Annotated in this window: 13 protein-coding genes; 6 read left to right on the top strand and 7 right to left on the bottom strand. The window is 69.0% G+C overall.

The annotated features are described in order from the left end of the window. Nucleotides 1-51: 51 nt before the first annotated feature. Nucleotides 52-843: a GntR family transcriptional regulator gene (locus C5708_RS18000; RefSeq protein WP_242923235.1), complete on the bottom strand. Its 792-nt coding sequence runs from the start codon at nt 841-843 to the stop codon at nt 52-54. A gap of 207 nt (nt 844-1050) precedes the next feature. Then, a complete protein-coding gene (locus tag C5708_RS17995) occupies nt 1051-3249 on the bottom strand; it encodes a TonB-dependent receptor (protein ID WP_242923233.1) in 2199 nt (732 codons plus the stop codon). 322 nt (nt 3250-3571) lie between these two features. Here C5708_RS17995 and C5708_RS17990 point away from each other — a divergent pair, with 322 nt between their 5' ends. Both C5708_RS17990 and C5708_RS17985 read left to right on the top strand, forming a co-directional pair. Beyond that, on the top strand, nt 3572-4870 hold the full coding sequence (locus C5708_RS17990; RefSeq protein WP_242923231.1) for an MFS transporter: 1299 nt from the start codon (nt 3572-3574) through the stop codon (nt 4868-4870). 203 nt (nt 4871-5073) lie between these two features. Next, nucleotides 5074-7410, top strand: coding sequence for a DPP IV N-terminal domain-containing protein (locus C5708_RS17985; protein WP_242923409.1), 2337 nt, complete (start codon nt 5074-5076; stop codon nt 7408-7410). Nucleotides 7411-7877: 467 nt separating this feature from the next. Here the strand turns inward: C5708_RS17985 and C5708_RS17980 are convergent, their stop codons facing one another. Then, the gene (locus C5708_RS17980; protein WP_242923229.1) at nt 7878-9368 is read right to left on the bottom strand and encodes an FAD-dependent oxidoreductase; all 1491 of its coding nucleotides are present in this window, start codon (nt 9366-9368) and stop codon (nt 7878-7880) included. 144 nt (nt 9369-9512) lie between these two features. On the opposite strand from C5708_RS17980, the gene C5708_RS17975 reads away from it, so the two are divergent. Both C5708_RS17975 and dusA read left to right on the top strand, forming a co-directional pair. After that, nucleotides 9513-10112 carry a TetR/AcrR family transcriptional regulator gene (locus C5708_RS17975; protein ID WP_242923227.1) on the top strand — a complete coding sequence of 200 codons (600 nt, stop codon included), beginning with the start codon at nt 9513-9515 and terminating at the stop codon, nt 10110-10112. 392 nt (nt 10113-10504) lie between these two features. Beyond that, nucleotides 10505-11518 (top strand): tRNA dihydrouridine(20/20a) synthase DusA, encoded by a 1014-nt coding sequence (dusA, locus tag C5708_RS17970; protein WP_347567034.1) that lies wholly within the window; start codon nt 10505-10507, stop codon nt 11516-11518. Between the two features lie 12 nt (nt 11519-11530). On the opposite strand, the gene C5708_RS17965 is transcribed toward dusA, so the two are convergent. From C5708_RS17965 to C5708_RS17955, 3 genes are all read right to left on the bottom strand, one after another. Then, complete coding sequence (locus C5708_RS17965; RefSeq protein ID WP_347567033.1) at nt 11531-12034, bottom strand: TIGR02281 family clan AA aspartic protease; 504 nt, start codon at nt 12032-12034, stop codon at nt 11531-11533. 162 nt (nt 12035-12196) lie between these two features. Next, entirely contained in the window at nt 12197-12412 is a 216-nt protein-coding gene (locus C5708_RS17960) for a DUF1289 domain-containing protein (RefSeq protein ID WP_242923221.1), read from the bottom strand. 38 nt (nt 12413-12450) lie between these two features. Continuing rightward, complete coding sequence (locus C5708_RS17955) at nt 12451-12876, bottom strand: PaaI family thioesterase (RefSeq protein ID WP_242923219.1); 426 nt, start codon at nt 12874-12876, stop codon at nt 12451-12453. A 168-nt stretch (nt 12877-13044) separates the two neighbouring features. On the opposite strand from C5708_RS17955, the gene C5708_RS17950 reads away from it, so the two are divergent. Further along, complete coding sequence (locus C5708_RS17950) at nt 13045-13377, top strand: hypothetical protein (RefSeq protein ID WP_242923218.1); 333 nt, start codon at nt 13045-13047, stop codon at nt 13375-13377. 104 nt (nt 13378-13481) lie between these two features. Here the strand turns inward: C5708_RS17950 and cobS are convergent, their stop codons facing one another. Continuing rightward, nucleotides 13482-14258: an adenosylcobinamide-GDP ribazoletransferase gene (cobS, locus tag C5708_RS17945; RefSeq protein ID WP_242923216.1), complete on the bottom strand. Its 777-nt coding sequence runs from the start codon at nt 14256-14258 to the stop codon at nt 13482-13484. 135 nt (nt 14259-14393) lie between these two features. Here cobS and cobT point away from each other — a divergent pair, with 135 nt between their 5' ends. Further along, on the top strand, nt 14394-15410 hold the full coding sequence (gene cobT / locus C5708_RS17940) for a nicotinate-nucleotide--dimethylbenzimidazole phosphoribosyltransferase (protein WP_242923214.1): 1017 nt from the start codon (nt 14394-14396) through the stop codon (nt 15408-15410). Nucleotides 15411-15415: the final 5 nt, after the last annotated feature.

Genomic DNA, 15415 nt, shown 5'->3' with positions numbered 1-15415 from the left:
GAGTCAAGCCTCAATTATCGCCGGTCGGCGCCCAGGATCGGGTTGCGAGCCTCAGGGCTTGGCGGGCGTCTTGCCGCGTTCGCCGGCGGCCGGGCCGAGCAGGTCGCCGAGATTGAGCGTGCGCAGCTCCGGCATGCCCAGCACTGCGTCCGTGATGATCTTCTCGCTGACCGCGAGAGCCTCGAGCATGGCCTTGCGGGCATCCTCGGCGCGCCCGGCCTCCAGCGCGGACCAGATCCTGCGATAGTCGGCCTGATAGAGGTCCGCGCTCGGGTTCGAGCGGACGCCCAGGAACAGGAGCCTGAGGAACCGGTCTTCGAGCGAGGTGATCCAGGTCGCCAGCAGCGGGTTGCCGGCGGCCCGGCCCAAGGCGACGGTGAAGTCCCGGTTGTTGAAGCAGAACGCCAGGATGACGTCCGAGGTCGCACCGGCGAATTCGAGGTTGGCGACCCGTTCGTAGGCTCGGCGAAGTTCGTCGGTGACGGCGCCGCAGGCCATGCGGACGGCTTCGCCCAGGGTCATGCGCCGCAGGTGGTACAGCCCCTGGATGTCGGCCAGGGTGATCGGCGCCACCATATGGCCGCCGCGAAGGTGGTTCTCGACCAGTCCCTCCTGCACCAGGCGCGCCAGCGCCGCGCGGATGGGCGCCTTGCCGAACCCGAAGCGGTCGGACAGCATCGCTTCGGACATTTTCTGTCCCGGATGCAGCGTCAGCGTGAGGATGTCGCGCCAGATCGCCTCATAGGCCGCCTCGGCGAGCGACCGGGACGCGGCCCCGGCGGTTCGCGACTTTCGCTTGGCCGGCGCCGGCGGCGGCGCTTTCGAACTGGGTTTCGATTTCAACGGCGCATCTCGTTCTCGGGCGCAGGCCAAGCGGGCGCTTTACACTGGCCCTGGCGATTGTGGAATGTCAAAGCGGCCGCAGGCGCGTCGACTGCGACGCGGCGGCCGGCGAAGATCGAACCCAGGGCGAAAAAAGGAGCCGTCCGAGCGGCTCTGAATGCTCGGACGGCGAAGTTGGGGAGACTGAGAAATCTTCGCGACGCCGGCTCAAAAACGCGCCCGCGCGTCCAAGCCGATGGTCAGCGGCCGGTTGGTCGCGATGCGCGGCCGGCCCGGCAGGGAGACGGATTCGGGCTGCACGTCCGCCAGGTTGGCGTGCTCGTCGAAGATGTTGTTGGCGAACAGGGACAGGGTGACATGGTCGAAATCGATCCCGGTCCGGAGGTTGGCCAGGGCGTAGGCGGGCCTGGAGATCGGATCGGCGACGCTGTTGTTCTGGCTCAGGCTGGAGCCGACATAGGCGTAGTCGGCATGGACGAAGGCGGGCAGGGCGTGCGGCAGCTCGAACCGGTAGTCGAGGGCGACGTTCAGCGTCCATTTCGGGATCTGCGGGATCGGCGAGCCCGCGGGCAGGATGCGATAGGGGCCGGGATCGACGATCTGGGCGTCGGCGTAGCCCGCGCCGAGCGACAGCTTCAACGCCGGGCTGACCGCGATCTGGGCCTCGATCTCGCCGCCCCGGCTGCGGGCCGCGCCGCCGTTGACGTGCACCTGGAACCCGCAGGACGGCAGGGCGGCGACCTGCTGGACGTCCGACCATTCGATGTCGAACAGCGAGCCGTTCACCGTCAGGCGGCGTTCGAGCCAACTCGTCTTGGCCCCGACCTCGTAGCTCCAGACCGAGTCCGAATTGTAGGATTCGGCCTGGGCCGGCGTCAGGGCGATGGCGGCCAGGCCCCCGGCGCACAGCGCGGCGGGGAAGGCGTTGACGCCGCCGATCCGGAAGCCCTTGGCGGCGGTCGCGTAGACCATGCGGTCGTCGGCGAACCGGTATTGCAGGCTGAACTTCGGATTGACGCCGCGCTCGTGCTGCTTGCCGGCGAAGCCGCCCGGCGTGCCGGCGACGCCGTCCTCGACGGCCCGAAACAGCACCTGGTTGTCGAACCATCGCGCCCCGGCGATCAGCCGCAGCTCGCTGGTGAGGTCGTAGGTCGCCTCCCCGAAGACGGCGGTCTCCTCGACCTCGGTGTTCAACTCGGCGCTGAAGATGTTGTCGACATAGGGACCGGCGGAGACGGGCGGGTTGGTCCTGGTGTCCTTGCTGTCCTGATAGAAGACACCGGCGTTGATCTGGAGCGGCCCGTCGAACCGGGAGGTGAAGCGGACTTCCTGGGTGAAGGCGCGATAGCGCTCGTCGTGGTGGAAGAGAACCGGCACGGGCGGCGTGCCGAGCAGGAGCGAGATCACCTCGGACGAGTCCTCGCTGTCGGCCGCGTCGCGCACGAAGCGCGAGGTGTCGGAGGTGATGTCGCCGAAGGGTGTCTTGTACTTGGCGGTCAGGCTGTAGAGCCGCCAGGAATCGCTGCCCGGCTCGGCCAGGGCGAACCACCGCTTCTGGACGAAGTTTCCCGGCGACACGTCGGCGTAGGGGTGGCCGTTCTCGTCCATGTCCTGGAACAGTAAGCGCGGGACGATCGTCAGCTTGTCGTCCAGCAGGTTGGCGCCGAACGTGATCGAGCCGCCCTGCCGTCGCGCCGCCGCCACGTTCTTGATGGTGTCGAAGCGTGCGGGCGCGTCGGAGGAAGGCGCCCGTTCGAACACGCCGGACTCGTAGTCCGCGAACGCGCTGACCCGCAGGGCCAGCCTGTCCTGCACGAGGGGGTGGTTGATCGCCCCGTCGATCGTGCCGTTCACCCCGCCGCCCCGTGTCGCCGACCCGACCATGTGGACGAAGCCCTGACCTGCTGAGGCGTCGGGCAGGGCGCTGATCAGCCTCACCGTGCCGCCCATCGACCGCGCGCCGTAGAGCGTTCCCTGCGGTCCCTTGAGCACCTCGATGCGGTCCAGGTCGAGGACGCGCGGGTCGACGCTTTCGGGCAGCGGCGTGTCGTCGAGATACATGCCCGTGGTGCCGACGCCGTAGACGCCGCGAATGGCGATGGTCTGGCTGCTGGCCATGGAGTCGCCCGAATAGGCGAAGGCGAGGTTGGGAATGCGGACGGCGTAGTCCTGGAAATTGGCGATCCCGGCGGCGACCAGGGCCTTGCTGGTCAGGGCGGTGATCGCCATCGGCACGGTCTGAATGGTTTCGGCCCGTCGTTGCGCGGTCACCACGATTTCATCGACGGCCTCCGTCGACGCGGACGTCGCCGGAGCGGCGGCGTTGGCGGCGAGTCCCGTCGCGGCCAGCAAGGTGCCGGCGGCGATGCCGGCCATCAGTCGTCTGGTGTCGGTTCGGCGTTTCATTCCCTCTTCCTCTCTTTTTTGGTCGGCGGTTCAGGTCGACGCGCGACGCGCGAGGTTTCGGCGTCCGGGTCTGGTCCGGATTGCGGTCGCGGGTGTCGCCGGCCCCTCGGCGACGGGGTTGAAAGGTCACGTTCTCAATATTGAGTTCATGTTCATTTTGTTGTTGAGGTCATCACCGCTTTTGTGACATGTCAATATCACGAACCGCGTCGATGGCGGGGCGGCGAACGGATCGCCCGCCCGGTTTCAGGCGCGATCCGGTCAATCCCCGAAAAGGGGCCGCCAGTCGGTGGTGATAGAAACGCCGGGAGAGGGAACAGACATGCGGCGATCTGCGGCGTGGACGCTTGCGGTGCTGACCATCGCGGGGTTCCTGTCCTATACGGACCGTTACGTCATCAACGTCCTCGTCACTGAGATACGAGGCGACCTGTCGCTCACCGACCTGCAACTGGGCTTGGTCCAGGGCACCGCCTTCGCGGTCATCTACGCCTGCGCGGGCCTGCCTTTGGGCTGGATGGCGGACAGGACCAACCGCCGCAACCTGATCCTGGTCGGATTGACGGCCTGGTGCCTCGGGACCGGGGCCTGCGCCTTCGCGAACAGCTTCGCGGCGCTGTTCGCCGCGCGCCTGGCGGTCGGTCTGGGCGAGGCGTGCCTGTTTCCGGCCGCCTTCTCGCTGATCAACGCCTGCTTCTCGCCTAGCCGCAGGGGGATGGCCATAGGCGTCCTGATGACGGGCGTGACGCTCGGCGCCGGGGCGGCCGTGGCGATCGGCGCGGGTTTGCTGGCCTGGCTCCAGGGCCCGCACGCGCCGGCTCTCGGCTGGCCGTTCCCGCCGCAGCCCTGGCGGCAGGTGCTGGCGATCGTCGCCGTCGCGGGCCTGCCGGTCCTGGCGCTGGTCGCGACCCTGCACGAGCCGGTCGAGGGCGAGGGGGCGGCGCGCCTTCCGCCGCCGACCATGGCCGAATCCCTGGCCGCCGTCCGGCCGCTGACGCCCGTGCTCCTGCCGCTGGTGGCGGCCATCGCCCTGGTTTCGCTGACCGACGCCGCGCTCGGCGCCTGGGCGCCGGCCTTCTTCGTCAGGCGGTTTGGTTTCGACGCCGCCGGCCTCGGCCTGCAACTGGGGTCGGTCATTCTGATCACCTCGGCCGCCGGAGCCCTGATCGGCGGCAAGCTGAGCGACCTGCCCTACAGGGGCGGCGTCGTCGAAGGACGCCAGCGCGCCGCGGCCATCGCCGCCACCCTGGCGTTGCCGGCGTCGATGTTCGCCATCGCCGGAACGCCCGGCCTCGCCCTTTTCGGCTACGGGGCCTGGCTGCTGCTGTTCAACATCGCCGGCACCGCCAGCGTCGCGGCGACCCAGGACATGGCGCCGCGCCGGCTGCACGGGGTGTTCGCTGCCACGACCTCTTTCACCTACGCCATGGCGGGGCTGGGCGTCGGTCCGGCGATGGTCGCCATGCTCACCGACGGCGTCTTCCACGATCCCGGGCGGGTCGGCCTGTCGATGGCGGCCGTCGGCGCGCTCGCCCTCTGCGTCGCCATCGTCGCGCTCTGGGCGGCCCTGGCGGCGAACATTCGGCTGCGCAAGGCCGCCGCCGCGTCGCCCGCGGTCTAGACGCCCGTCGCGGCGGCGACAAGCCCGTTTCACATGCTGTTCAGGAGGCCAAGATGACTGTGTCTTCCCCCTCGCTCGGATGGAGCGGAAGGATCGATCCGTCGCCGGCTAGGCCCGCCCGTCGGGCTTGGAGCCAGGCGAGGACGCGCGCTTCGAAGCGCGGCGCCTGGGCGCCGTGGATCGCGCTCGCGGCCGTGCTGGCGATGGGAGGGCCGGCCGCCCGGGCGGAGGTTTCGGCCGAGAGCCGGCTGGCCAAGGCGCAGCCGTTCATGAGCGCCGTCCTGCGCGCGAAGCTGGGCGAGACCATGCCGCAGATCCACTGGCTGGACGGGGCGGACCGGTTCTGGATGGTCGAGCGGGTCGGCGAGGGCCGGCGTTACGTCGTCGTCGACGCCGCCACCGGCGAGACCCGGCCCGCCTTCGACCACAAGGCGCTCGCCGCCGCCCAGCCGGCGACCGCGGCCGGGCCGGCGAGCGAGACGAGCCTGCGCGTGGGGGCTCTCGATCTCAGCGATCCGCGTCGCCCCGTCGTGACGACGACCGGCGGGGTGTTCCAGTGCGACGCCGCGGCGCATCGTTGCGAGCCCAAAGCGGCGCGCGGCGGCGCGGGCGGCGCGGCGTCCCCCGACGGCTCGAAGGTGGTGTTCCGGCGGGGCTTCGACCTCTGGTTGAAGGTGGTCGCCACCGGCGAGGAGCGTCGCCTCACCCAGGACGGCGTCGAGAACTTCGCCTATGGCGACTTCGATTCCTATATCGACGACGAGAAGGTCGCCCGGCGCAGGGCGGGCGAGGCCGACCCGCTGTTCGGGGTGGTCTGGTCGCCTGACGGCCGCTACGTCCTGGGGCTGCGCCAGGACCTGCGGCGCATTCCCGAGCGCCTGCTGGTCACGGAATACCTTCCGCCGGAAGGCGGCCCGCCGGTGATCTACAAGCGCCGGGCTCCCGTCTCGGGCGACGCCTCGCGCCCCGACAGCGCCTTGACCCTGATCGACACCCAGTCCGGGACCGTCCGCCGGATCGACATCGACCCGCAGGCCCTGAACGATTTCGCCCTCGGCTATTACGCCGCCGGCGGCAAGGTCTGGTGGGATTTCAAGCACGGGGCGGCGTTCCTGATCGGCGCCAATCGCGGCGGCTCGCGCTACCAGCTGCTGAAGGCCGACCTGAACACCGGGGCGGTGACGCCGCTGATCACCGAGACGGCCAAGTTCAACGTGCGTCTCAACACCTTCGACTACGCCCTGCCGAACGTGCAGGTGCTGTCGTCGGGCGGCGAGGCCATCTGGTATTCCGAGCGCGACGGCTACGGCCATCTCTATCTGTACGATCTCGCCTCGGGGAAGGTGAAGCGCCAGCTGACCAAGGGGGCCTGGACGGTGGCCGACCTGGTGCGGGTGGATGAGCGGACCCGGACGATCTATTTCACCGCCGCCGGCAAGGAGGCGGGGCGCCACCCCGACTATCGCCATCTCTACAAGGTCGGCCTCGACGGCGGCGAGCCCGTGCTGCTGACGCCGGAGGACGCCGACCACCAGTTCAACCACGGCTATGTGTTCTGGAGCGGCGGCCCCTGGCCCGGTTCCAGCATGTCGCCGAGCGGCCGGTACCTGGTGGACAGCGTCGCGACCGCCGGGGCGTCCTCCAGCCTGGTGATCCGCACCAGCGACGGCCGGCTGGTCAAGGAGCTGGTCAAGGCCGACCCCAAGGTCTTCGACCGGCTCGGCGTGCGCGCCCCCGAACTGGTGACCGCCAAGGCCGCCGACGGGACCACCGATCTCTATGGCGTGTTGTTCAAGCCCACCGACTTCGACCCGAACAAGCGCTATCCCGTCATCGAGATGACCTATCCCGGCCCGCAGCAGCGATCGGCGCCGGTGACCTTTCCGAAGTTCTTCGCGTCGAGCGGCGTCGTCGAGCCGTTCGCCACCGCCGAACTCGGCTTCATCGTGCTGGTGATCGACGGGCGCGGCAGCGCCTACCGGTCGCGGGCCTTCCGCGAGGCCTTCTTCGGGACCGAGGACGCCTTCGGGGCCGCCGACCACGTGGCCGCCCTGCGCGACCTGGCGACGACCCGCCCCTATCTCGACCTCGACCGGGTCGGCGTGACCGGCCACTCCTACGGCGGCTATGGATCGGTGCACGCCATGCTGCTGTTCCCGGATTTCTACAAGGTCGGCGTCGCCGGCGTCGGCCCGGCGGACTGGACCTCGATGACCGACGCCGTCAGCACGGAGCGCTATTTCGGACTTCCCGCCGGCGGCGGCGGCGCGTCCTATCAGCAGACCTCGGGGAACGTCCGGCTCGCGGCGCGTCTGCGGGGCAGGCTGCTGCTGATCTACGGCGGGATCGACGAGATCGTGCCGTTGCAGGAGGCGATGAAGCTCAGCGACGCCTTCATCGCCGCCGACAGGCCCTTCGACCTGCTGATCGTTCCCAATGCGGGTCATATCGCCGGGGCCTTGCCCTACGGCGTCAAGCGCACCCAGCAGTACTTCATGCAGTATCTCGGCGGCCCGGAGGCGCGATCGGCGGGGAACTGACATCCTGCCGCGCGGCCCGCCAGGGAGGGCGCAATCCCTGCCTGACGGGCTTTCGGCCGTCTCGGTGGCGGGTAATTATGTATTACAATCAGCTGGTTGCGGAGGCGCCGGCCCGCGTTCCCGTCCTCGCTCGCTTTCGCTCCTGCGTTAGACCTAGCCAGACGCCGCTTCCCAGGTCGGAGGGAAGCGGCGCCAACTATGGGTCTCAGCCGGAGAAGGGAAGCGCCTTCAGCGCGTCGTTAAGCCAGCCCCAGACCGCGCGGTCGCTGTCTACGGCGGACGGCGGACCTCGAAGGCCGGCGAGGAGGTCGGCGTAGCGACCGAGCCGGCCCTGATAAGCCGCGTACTGAGCCAAACGCCAATCGACGACGCTGCGATCTAGCGGGCGGTTCAAGCCGCCGACTGACGGCGGGAGCGGAGAGCAGGGCTCTCGGATGTAGGTGAAGCCTTTCCAATCGCTGCTCGGTTCAAAGACGTCGGGCGACCTCCTGAGCGCTGTGCTCGCCGGAACGAATGGCCCCGTCAATGTAGCCGGCGAAAGCCTCAGCCGTCTCTGTCCCGGCCCAGTAGATGCGACCAACTGGCTCCCGCAGAGCTGGGCCGAACCCGGTCAGCACGCCAAGGCCGGGCGTCGCGCCATACCCTCCGCGATGCCATTTGGCCGCGGTCCAGACTTCCTCGAGAAAGTCGACCGGCTTCAGTGCCTCGTCGCCGAGATAGACGGCGACGTCCTTGAGGACCTGTTCACGTCGGGCGTCAGACGAGCGTTCCGCCCAGCGCTGGGCGGCCCTTCCGGCAAAGAAGCCCACCAGGCCACCCGTTGAGCCGTGTTCGGGCGAATGATCGAACCACGGTCCGAACTCGCTTCGATCGGACAGCACGTTCCCGGTCAGGCCCTGCGTCCGCCAGAACGGACGCTCATAAGCGATGTGGACCTTAATCACGCAGCCCATCGGCATGCGCTGGGTGAGGCCGTCCCGCATCGCCGGCAAGGGCGGTTGATAGTCGATCCGCGCGGCCATGGACGGCGGCGCGGTGACCACCACATAGCGCGCGCGCCATTGGCGTTCGCCGGCCTGCACGGTGACGCCGCTTTCATGCTGACGGATGGCGGTCACAGGCGCGCTCAGCACCAAGGCGGAGCCGAGCTCTTCGGCCATTCTCGCCGCGAGTTGCCAGACCCCGCCCCGCAGCATCGAATCCTGTGCGCCGCCGCGCGTGGAAATCATCTCGTTGAGACCGCCCGCCGAAGATGCCGCCGCCAGCATGGCGAGAAGCGAGATCTCGCTGGCCTCGGCGCAAGCGAGGGTGCGGACGGCGAGGCGCATCACAGTCCGCACGGCAGGCGACTTCGCGTTGGCGAGGACCCAGGTCTCCATGGTCTGAGCGTCGTTCGCCTCGGCGTCGGGCGCTTCCCACGGACGCGAGGCGGGAACCTTGCGAGCCAACGCCTCGAACTTGCCGATCACCAGGGCGAGCTCGACCAGAGCCATCGGGCTAAGCCCCGGCGTCTCGCCTTCGTAGGTCACGCGGCGACCAGCCACGTCGAGGATGTTCTTGCCAGCGGTGAACTGGGGATAGACAGCGACGCCGTATTCTTTGGCGAGCGCCAGTAGCCGCGCTTGCGCCGGGCCGACCCACTGGCCGCCGAGATCGACCGTCTCGCCGGCGATCTTGCCCGGCTTCGTGCGCCCGCCCACGCGATCATCGGCTTCAAGCACGACGACGCTATGGCCAGCTGCGCGGAGCGCTCGCGCCGCGGTCAGGCCTGCGAAGCCCGCGCCCACGACCACCACGTCGACCGACGCGCTGGAATCCGCAGGGCGGCTTGCTGCTTGCGACTGGGTCTGCGCCGTCGCGGAGCCTTGCATGGCGGCCAACCCCGCGGCCCCCGCACCGAAGGTGAGGGCGGTCCTACGGGACAGGCTCGTCGCGCCGAAACCTGTTTGATCGCCCATCCGCCTGCCTCGCTTGAGCTGGACCCGAGAAGCTCGAGTGGTTATTGGGTGCGTACGCGTACGCGTACGCAAATCGAATGGATATGCGTACGTGTACGCATCGTCAAGCGGCCTTCGTTTGACGCCACGCGCCTAGGGGACGAGATGAGCGGACCGGAACGCGAGATGGGCTTGAGGGAACGTCGCCGGACAGAAGGGCGAGCCCGGATTCTGGACGCCGCGCGAGAACTCTTCGAAGCCGATGGCGTGGCGGGGCTGAGCATCCGGCTGATCGCCAAGCGGGCCGGTATGCCGACCATGACCCTCTATCGCTTTTTTCCGCACAAGACCGCCATCGTGCGCGCCCTCTGGTCGGAAGCTTTCGCGCCGCTGTTCGTCGAACTGGACGCCGCGGAAGCCGCGGAAATCGAGCCCGAAGCGCAGTTGCGCAAGGTCGCCCAGACTTTCGTCGATTACTGGCTGAGGTTCCCTGCCCGCTACAAGGTCGTCTTCCTGATCCAAGACCGCCGGGAGACACACGAGGATCGCTGGTTCATCGAGGACGACGACGTTGTGCCGGAGCTCGCGCGCTTCTCCAGGCTGATCGGAGCGCTCCAGAGCGACGCAGCCGAGAACCCTAGGTTGGCCGGCGAAGCCCTGTTCTGCGCCCTGATCGGCGTCACCCACTTGCTCGTTGGGATGCCGGAATATCAGTGGACCGGCAGCCGCAACTACGTCGACCGCATCCTGCGAGGCTTCTACTGAGCGAGTGGCGCCTGTGCGAGTGAGCCTGTCGGCCGCGGCGCCAGCTAATCCGAGATCCGTTCCGGACTGGCGTCTTGCCCGTCGCGATCTCAAGAAGGCTCTATCATCTGACTGCATTCATTCTTGATGACCTTGATGACATCGCAACCAAGCAAACGACCTATATTTTTCCTGAGCCTTGCGTGCTCTCCAACCACGAGGCCTTCGTAAAGGAGCGCCTTGAAGAGTTGTACGCCCGCGAACATGTCCATTTCGATAGGAGCCGGACTTCTGCTTGCGGATCGAGGCCATTTATGCGTGCAAATCCGGTGCGGTTCAGTAGAGAGTTATAGAGAAGAATTGCGTATAAAGTCGTGTTGCGGCGTAGCTGGAAGCTGACGCAACACATTGATATTAAGGGAAAAATCCTGACCTATCAGTCTTATAGATTTTCCATTGCCCCGATGATGGACTGGACCGACAGGCATTGTCGGGCCCTGCATCGGGTGCTGAGCCGGCGGGCTCTGCTCTATACCGAGATGGTGACGACGGGCGCGGTGCTGCACGGCGACCGGGAGCGGCTGCTGGGTTATGACCCTTGCGAGCATCCCGTGGCGCTGCAGTTGGGCGGCTCCGAGCCGGCCGACCTGGCCGCCGCCGCGCGGATCGGCCAGGACTATGGCTATGACGAGATCAACCTGAATGTCGGCTGCCCGTCGGACCGGGTGCAGAGCGGCCGGTTCGGCGCCTGCCTGATGCGCGAGCCGGCGCTGGTCGCCGACTGCATGGCCGCGATCCTGGACGCGGTCGAGGTTCCGGCCACGGTGAAGTGCCGTATCGGCGTCGACGACCAGGACCCCGAACAGAGCCTGTTCGAACTGGTCGACCGGTGCGCCGAGGCCGGGGTGTCGACCTTCGTCGTGCACGCCCGCAAGGCCTGGCTGAAGGGGCTGAGCCCGAAGGAGAACCGCGACGTCCCGCCGCTCGACTATCCGCTGGTCTACCGGCTCAAGCGCGAGCGGCCCGAATTGACCATCGCCATCAACGGCGGCGTGCCGTCGGTCGATGCGGCCCTGGAGCACCTGCGGCACGTCGACGGGGTGATGCTGGGCCGCGCCGCCTATCACGAGGCGGGCTTGCTGGGGGAGGTCGACCGGCGGGTGTTCGGCGAGGCGGTCGACGACGTCGATCCCCACGCGGCCGTCGAGGCCTATCTGCCCTATGTCCGCGCCCAGCTGGCCAAGGGCGTGCACCTGGCGGCCATGACCCGCCACATGCTCGGGTTGTTCCACGGCGTGCCCGGCGCGCGGGCCTGGCGGCGGATCTTGACGGTGGAGGGCGTCAAGCCCGGCGCGGGCGTCGAGGTGATCGAGCGGGCTCTGGAGGCCGTGCGGCCGCAGCGGGAGCCGTTGCTGCAAACCGCCTGAGGGGGACGGGCCTCAGGGGCGCAGGATCATCGCCGAGCGCGTCGCCTCGATCTTGGACAGCCGGCCCAGATAGGTCATGCCGAGCAGCGAGGTCTCCAGCCCCTTGTCGATGATCAGGGCGTCGACGTCGGCCACGCGCGCGCCGGCGACAGAGACGCTGGCCAGCTTGACCTGGGCGGCGCGCGCCTCGCCGTTGGCGGTGATGACCTTGCGATTGTAGTCGAGGCTCGCGGTCTGAAAGCCCAGACGCTGGGCGTCGGCGGCCGTCAGGGCGACGGCCGAGGCGCCGGTGTCGACAAGGAACTTGACGCGCGAGCCGTTGACGTCGCCCTCGGCCCAGTAGTGGCCGTCGGCGGCCTTCACCACCTCCGCCGCCTGGGTCTCGGCCGCCGCAGCCATCGGCCGCCCCGAGGCGTCCGAAGCCTGGGCGACCGCGGCGTTGGCCGCCGGTTCCTGTTGGGCGCGGTCGAAACCGCCGACGGCCTGGACCGCGCCAATCGCCGACAGCAAGCTCACCACGCCTATCGCCGCCAAACGGATCATGAAGACACCCCGCCATGAATTGGCATTCGCGGCCGTTGTTCAGCCTGCTTGGGTAACACTATGGCGCAGAAGGGTTTTTAACCGGTGAATCAACGGCGACGTCCGGATCGGGCGCCGGCGCCGGCGGGCGGGCCCCTAGAGTCCCAGCTTTTCCGGGCGGATCAGGGCGCGCCGACCGGGCAGGTCGGCCATCACCGCCGCCCGTTCGGCGTCGCTCATCGCCGACCAGCGAGCGATCTCGGGCAGGGTTCGCTGGCAGCCCAGGCAAAAGCCGCTCTCGCCGTCGACGGCGCAGACCTTGACGCACGGCGTCACGATCGGCCGGGGCGGGGAGGAAACGGGCGCGTTCATGACGTCATCAGACCTGCCTCGCGCGGCGGATGCAAGCGTCAGGAGGGAATGGCGTAGGCGACGATGGCGCGGGCGGCGGCCCGTTCCGGCGTTTCGGTCCACAGCGCGATCTCGCTGGTGGCGATGCGGCGCCCGAGCTTCAGCAGGCTGGCCTCGGCGTGCAGGTCGCCGGGGCGGGCGGGGCGCAGGAAGTGCATGGTCAGCGATGTGGTCACAGCCATCGGCTCCTCGCCGACATGGGCCAGCACCAGGGCGTAGGCGGCCACGTCGGCCAGGCTCATCATCGTCGGTCCCGAAACCACGCCGCCGGGCCGCAGCAGGCAGCCGCTGCTGGGCAGGACCATGCGCACGCGCCCCGGCGCGGCTTCGACCACCCGCGAGCGACGATCTTCATCTCCGTCGGGGAAGGCGCGGAGCAGGAAGGCGTTCAGGGCCTGGGCGTCGAGCTTGAGCGTATCTGTCATGGAGGGGTCCGACGTTTTGCGCGAATGCGGCTTGAATTGGGCGATTTCTGCACATTACTTAATTGTAATCATGAACTCAATGTAATGATCAAATATAAATTGCATTTAATTTGAATATCTCCCTGGCTCGAAGCAAATCTATCCTTGTTCCAGCGAGGGAGAGCGACCATGAAATTCTTCACCATCTCGATGACGGCGGCCGTTCTCGCCGCCGCCGCCGCGACCGCCGCCCAGGCCGCCGCGCCGCGTCTGACCGACGCTTCCTACCTCCAGGCCGAGCGTTGCCGGGGACTGATCGGTTCGAAGGCGCTCGGCGAAATAGACACGACTTCGATCGACGCCTTCATCAAGGATCAGTCGCGCGGCCGGGTCAGCTACATCGTCGACCGGGGCGAGAGCGCCCGCGCCGACGCCGAGCGCGAGGCCCGCAAGGCCGGCCCCGACGCCAAGGCCAAGCTGATCGCCGAGCGCGACGGCGCCTGCTCCAACTACAAATCCTAAGGCCCTTCGGCCTTATCACGAGCTCCGATCACGACCTGTAGTCCCTGGGTCGTGGTCGGCCGACGCCCCGCCTTGCCCCGGCGGGGCGTCACCCGTTTCAGGGGTCAGTGCGAAATCTTGAGGGTCAGGGCGAAGGCCAGCATGGTGGCCAGTTCGCTGGCCTGCTGGGTCGCTCCGAGGATGTCGCCGGTCTGGCCGCCGACATGCCGCATGGCCAGGACGCGGACGCCCAGTCCCGCGGCCGCGGCGGCGGCCACAGCCGTCAGTATGGCGAACGGGGCGTCGAGCGCGATCGCCGCGCCGGCCGTCGCGATCAGTCCGAGAACGGCGGCGGTCGCGGTTTCGGCCCATCCCGGTCGACCCGCCTCGGCCGAGCGGCCGTCGGCGCGGGCCGGCGGCGTGGCGTGCATCAGCACCACGCTGACCGCCTTGGCCATGGCGCCGGCGGCGGCCAGCACGATCGGCGTGGTGCGCGGGTCGTCCAGGTCGACGATCAGCGCCACCTTGACCAGCAAGGCCATGATCAGGGCGGCGGCCCCATAGGAGCCGACGCGGCTGTCGCGCATGATCTCCAGCTTGCGCTCCGGCGTCGCGCCTCCGCCCAGGCCGTCGAAGGTGTCGGCCAGGCCGTCCTCGTGAAAGGCCCCGGTCAGGGCCAGGCCCGCCGCCACGGCGACGGCGGCGCAGGCGATCGGCGCCAGGCCGGCCAGCTCCAGCACGGCGTAGATTCCGCCGACCATCCCGCCGACCGCCGCGCCGACGATCGGCGACAGGCGAAGCGCCTGGGTGATCCGCTGCGGCGGCAGGTCTCCGCGCCAACGCGCCGGCAAGCGGGTGAAGAAGATCAGGCAGAGGATCAGGTCGTCGATGGCGCGGCGCAAACCAGGGTCTCCGTTCGGGCTCGGCCCATCCCCGCGCGGACCCTAGAGCGCGTCCGCCCGGCCTGAAAGCCGCAAACCGCCGGCCGGACCACGTGCCGGGTTTCCAATCGCCGCCGCGCCCGCTAAGCCGCGTCCATGACCGCTCAGCCCTTCGACGACATCCGCGCCCTCATCGCCGGCTTTCCCGGCCCTGACGCGGAGGCCCGCGCCAGGACGGCCGAGCGCGAGGGGCGGCTGGTCAAGCCGGCCGGCGCGCTCGGCCGTCTGGAGGAGATCAGCGACTGGCTGGCGGCCTGGAGCGGCCGGGCCCCGCCGCAGGTCAACCGGCCGATCATCGCCATCTTCGGCGGCGCGCACGGGGTGACGGCGCGCGGCGTGTCGGCCTTCCCTGCCGACGTCAACCGCCAGATGCTGGAGACCTTCGCGGCCGGCGGCGCGGCGATCAACCAGATGGCGCGGTTCCACGGCGCGGGGCTGGAGGTGTTCGACCTGGCCGTCGACCGGCCCACCGCCGACATGGTCGAGCGCGCCGCCATGAGCGAGCGCGAATGCGCCGCGACCATGGCCTTCGGCATGGAGGTGCTGGCCAAGCAGCCCGATCTGCTGATCCTGGGCGAAATGGGCATCGGCAACACCACGGCCGCGGCGGCCGTCTGCCATGGCCTGTACGGCGGCGAGGCGGCCGACTGGACCGGCCGCGGCACCGGCGTCGACGACGCCGGGCTGGCCCGCAAGACCGAGGCCGTGGCGGCCGCCGTCGCCCGCGCCAAAGCCGAAGGCGCTTCCGATCCGCTGCAGGTCCTGCGCCAGGTCGGCGGGCGCGAACTGGCCGCCGTGGCCGGGGCCATCGCCGCCGCCCGCACCCAGAAGATTCCGGTCATTCTCGACGGCTATGTGATCGGGGCCGCCGCCGCCGTGCTGCACGCCATCGATCCGTCGGCCCTGGACCACTGCATCGCCGGCCATGTTTCGGCCGAACCCGGCCACCGTCGCCTGCTGGAGCGGCTGGGCAAGCGGCCGCTGCTCGATCTCGGCCTGAGGCTGGGCGAGGGAACCGGCGCGGCGGCGGCGCTTTCTCTGGTCAGGTTGGCCTGCGAGGTCCACGGCGGCATGGCCACCTTCGACCAGGCGGGCGTGTCCGGCAAAGGCTAGGGCGC

Origin of the sequence: Caulobacter sp. CCUG 60055, assembly GCF_022750545.1 — a bacterium.
Taxonomy (GTDB): domain Bacteria; phylum Pseudomonadota; class Alphaproteobacteria; order Caulobacterales; family Caulobacteraceae; genus PUIC01.
Note: the sequence above shows the minus strand (reverse complement) of the source record. Positions and strands in the feature narration are given on the sequence as shown.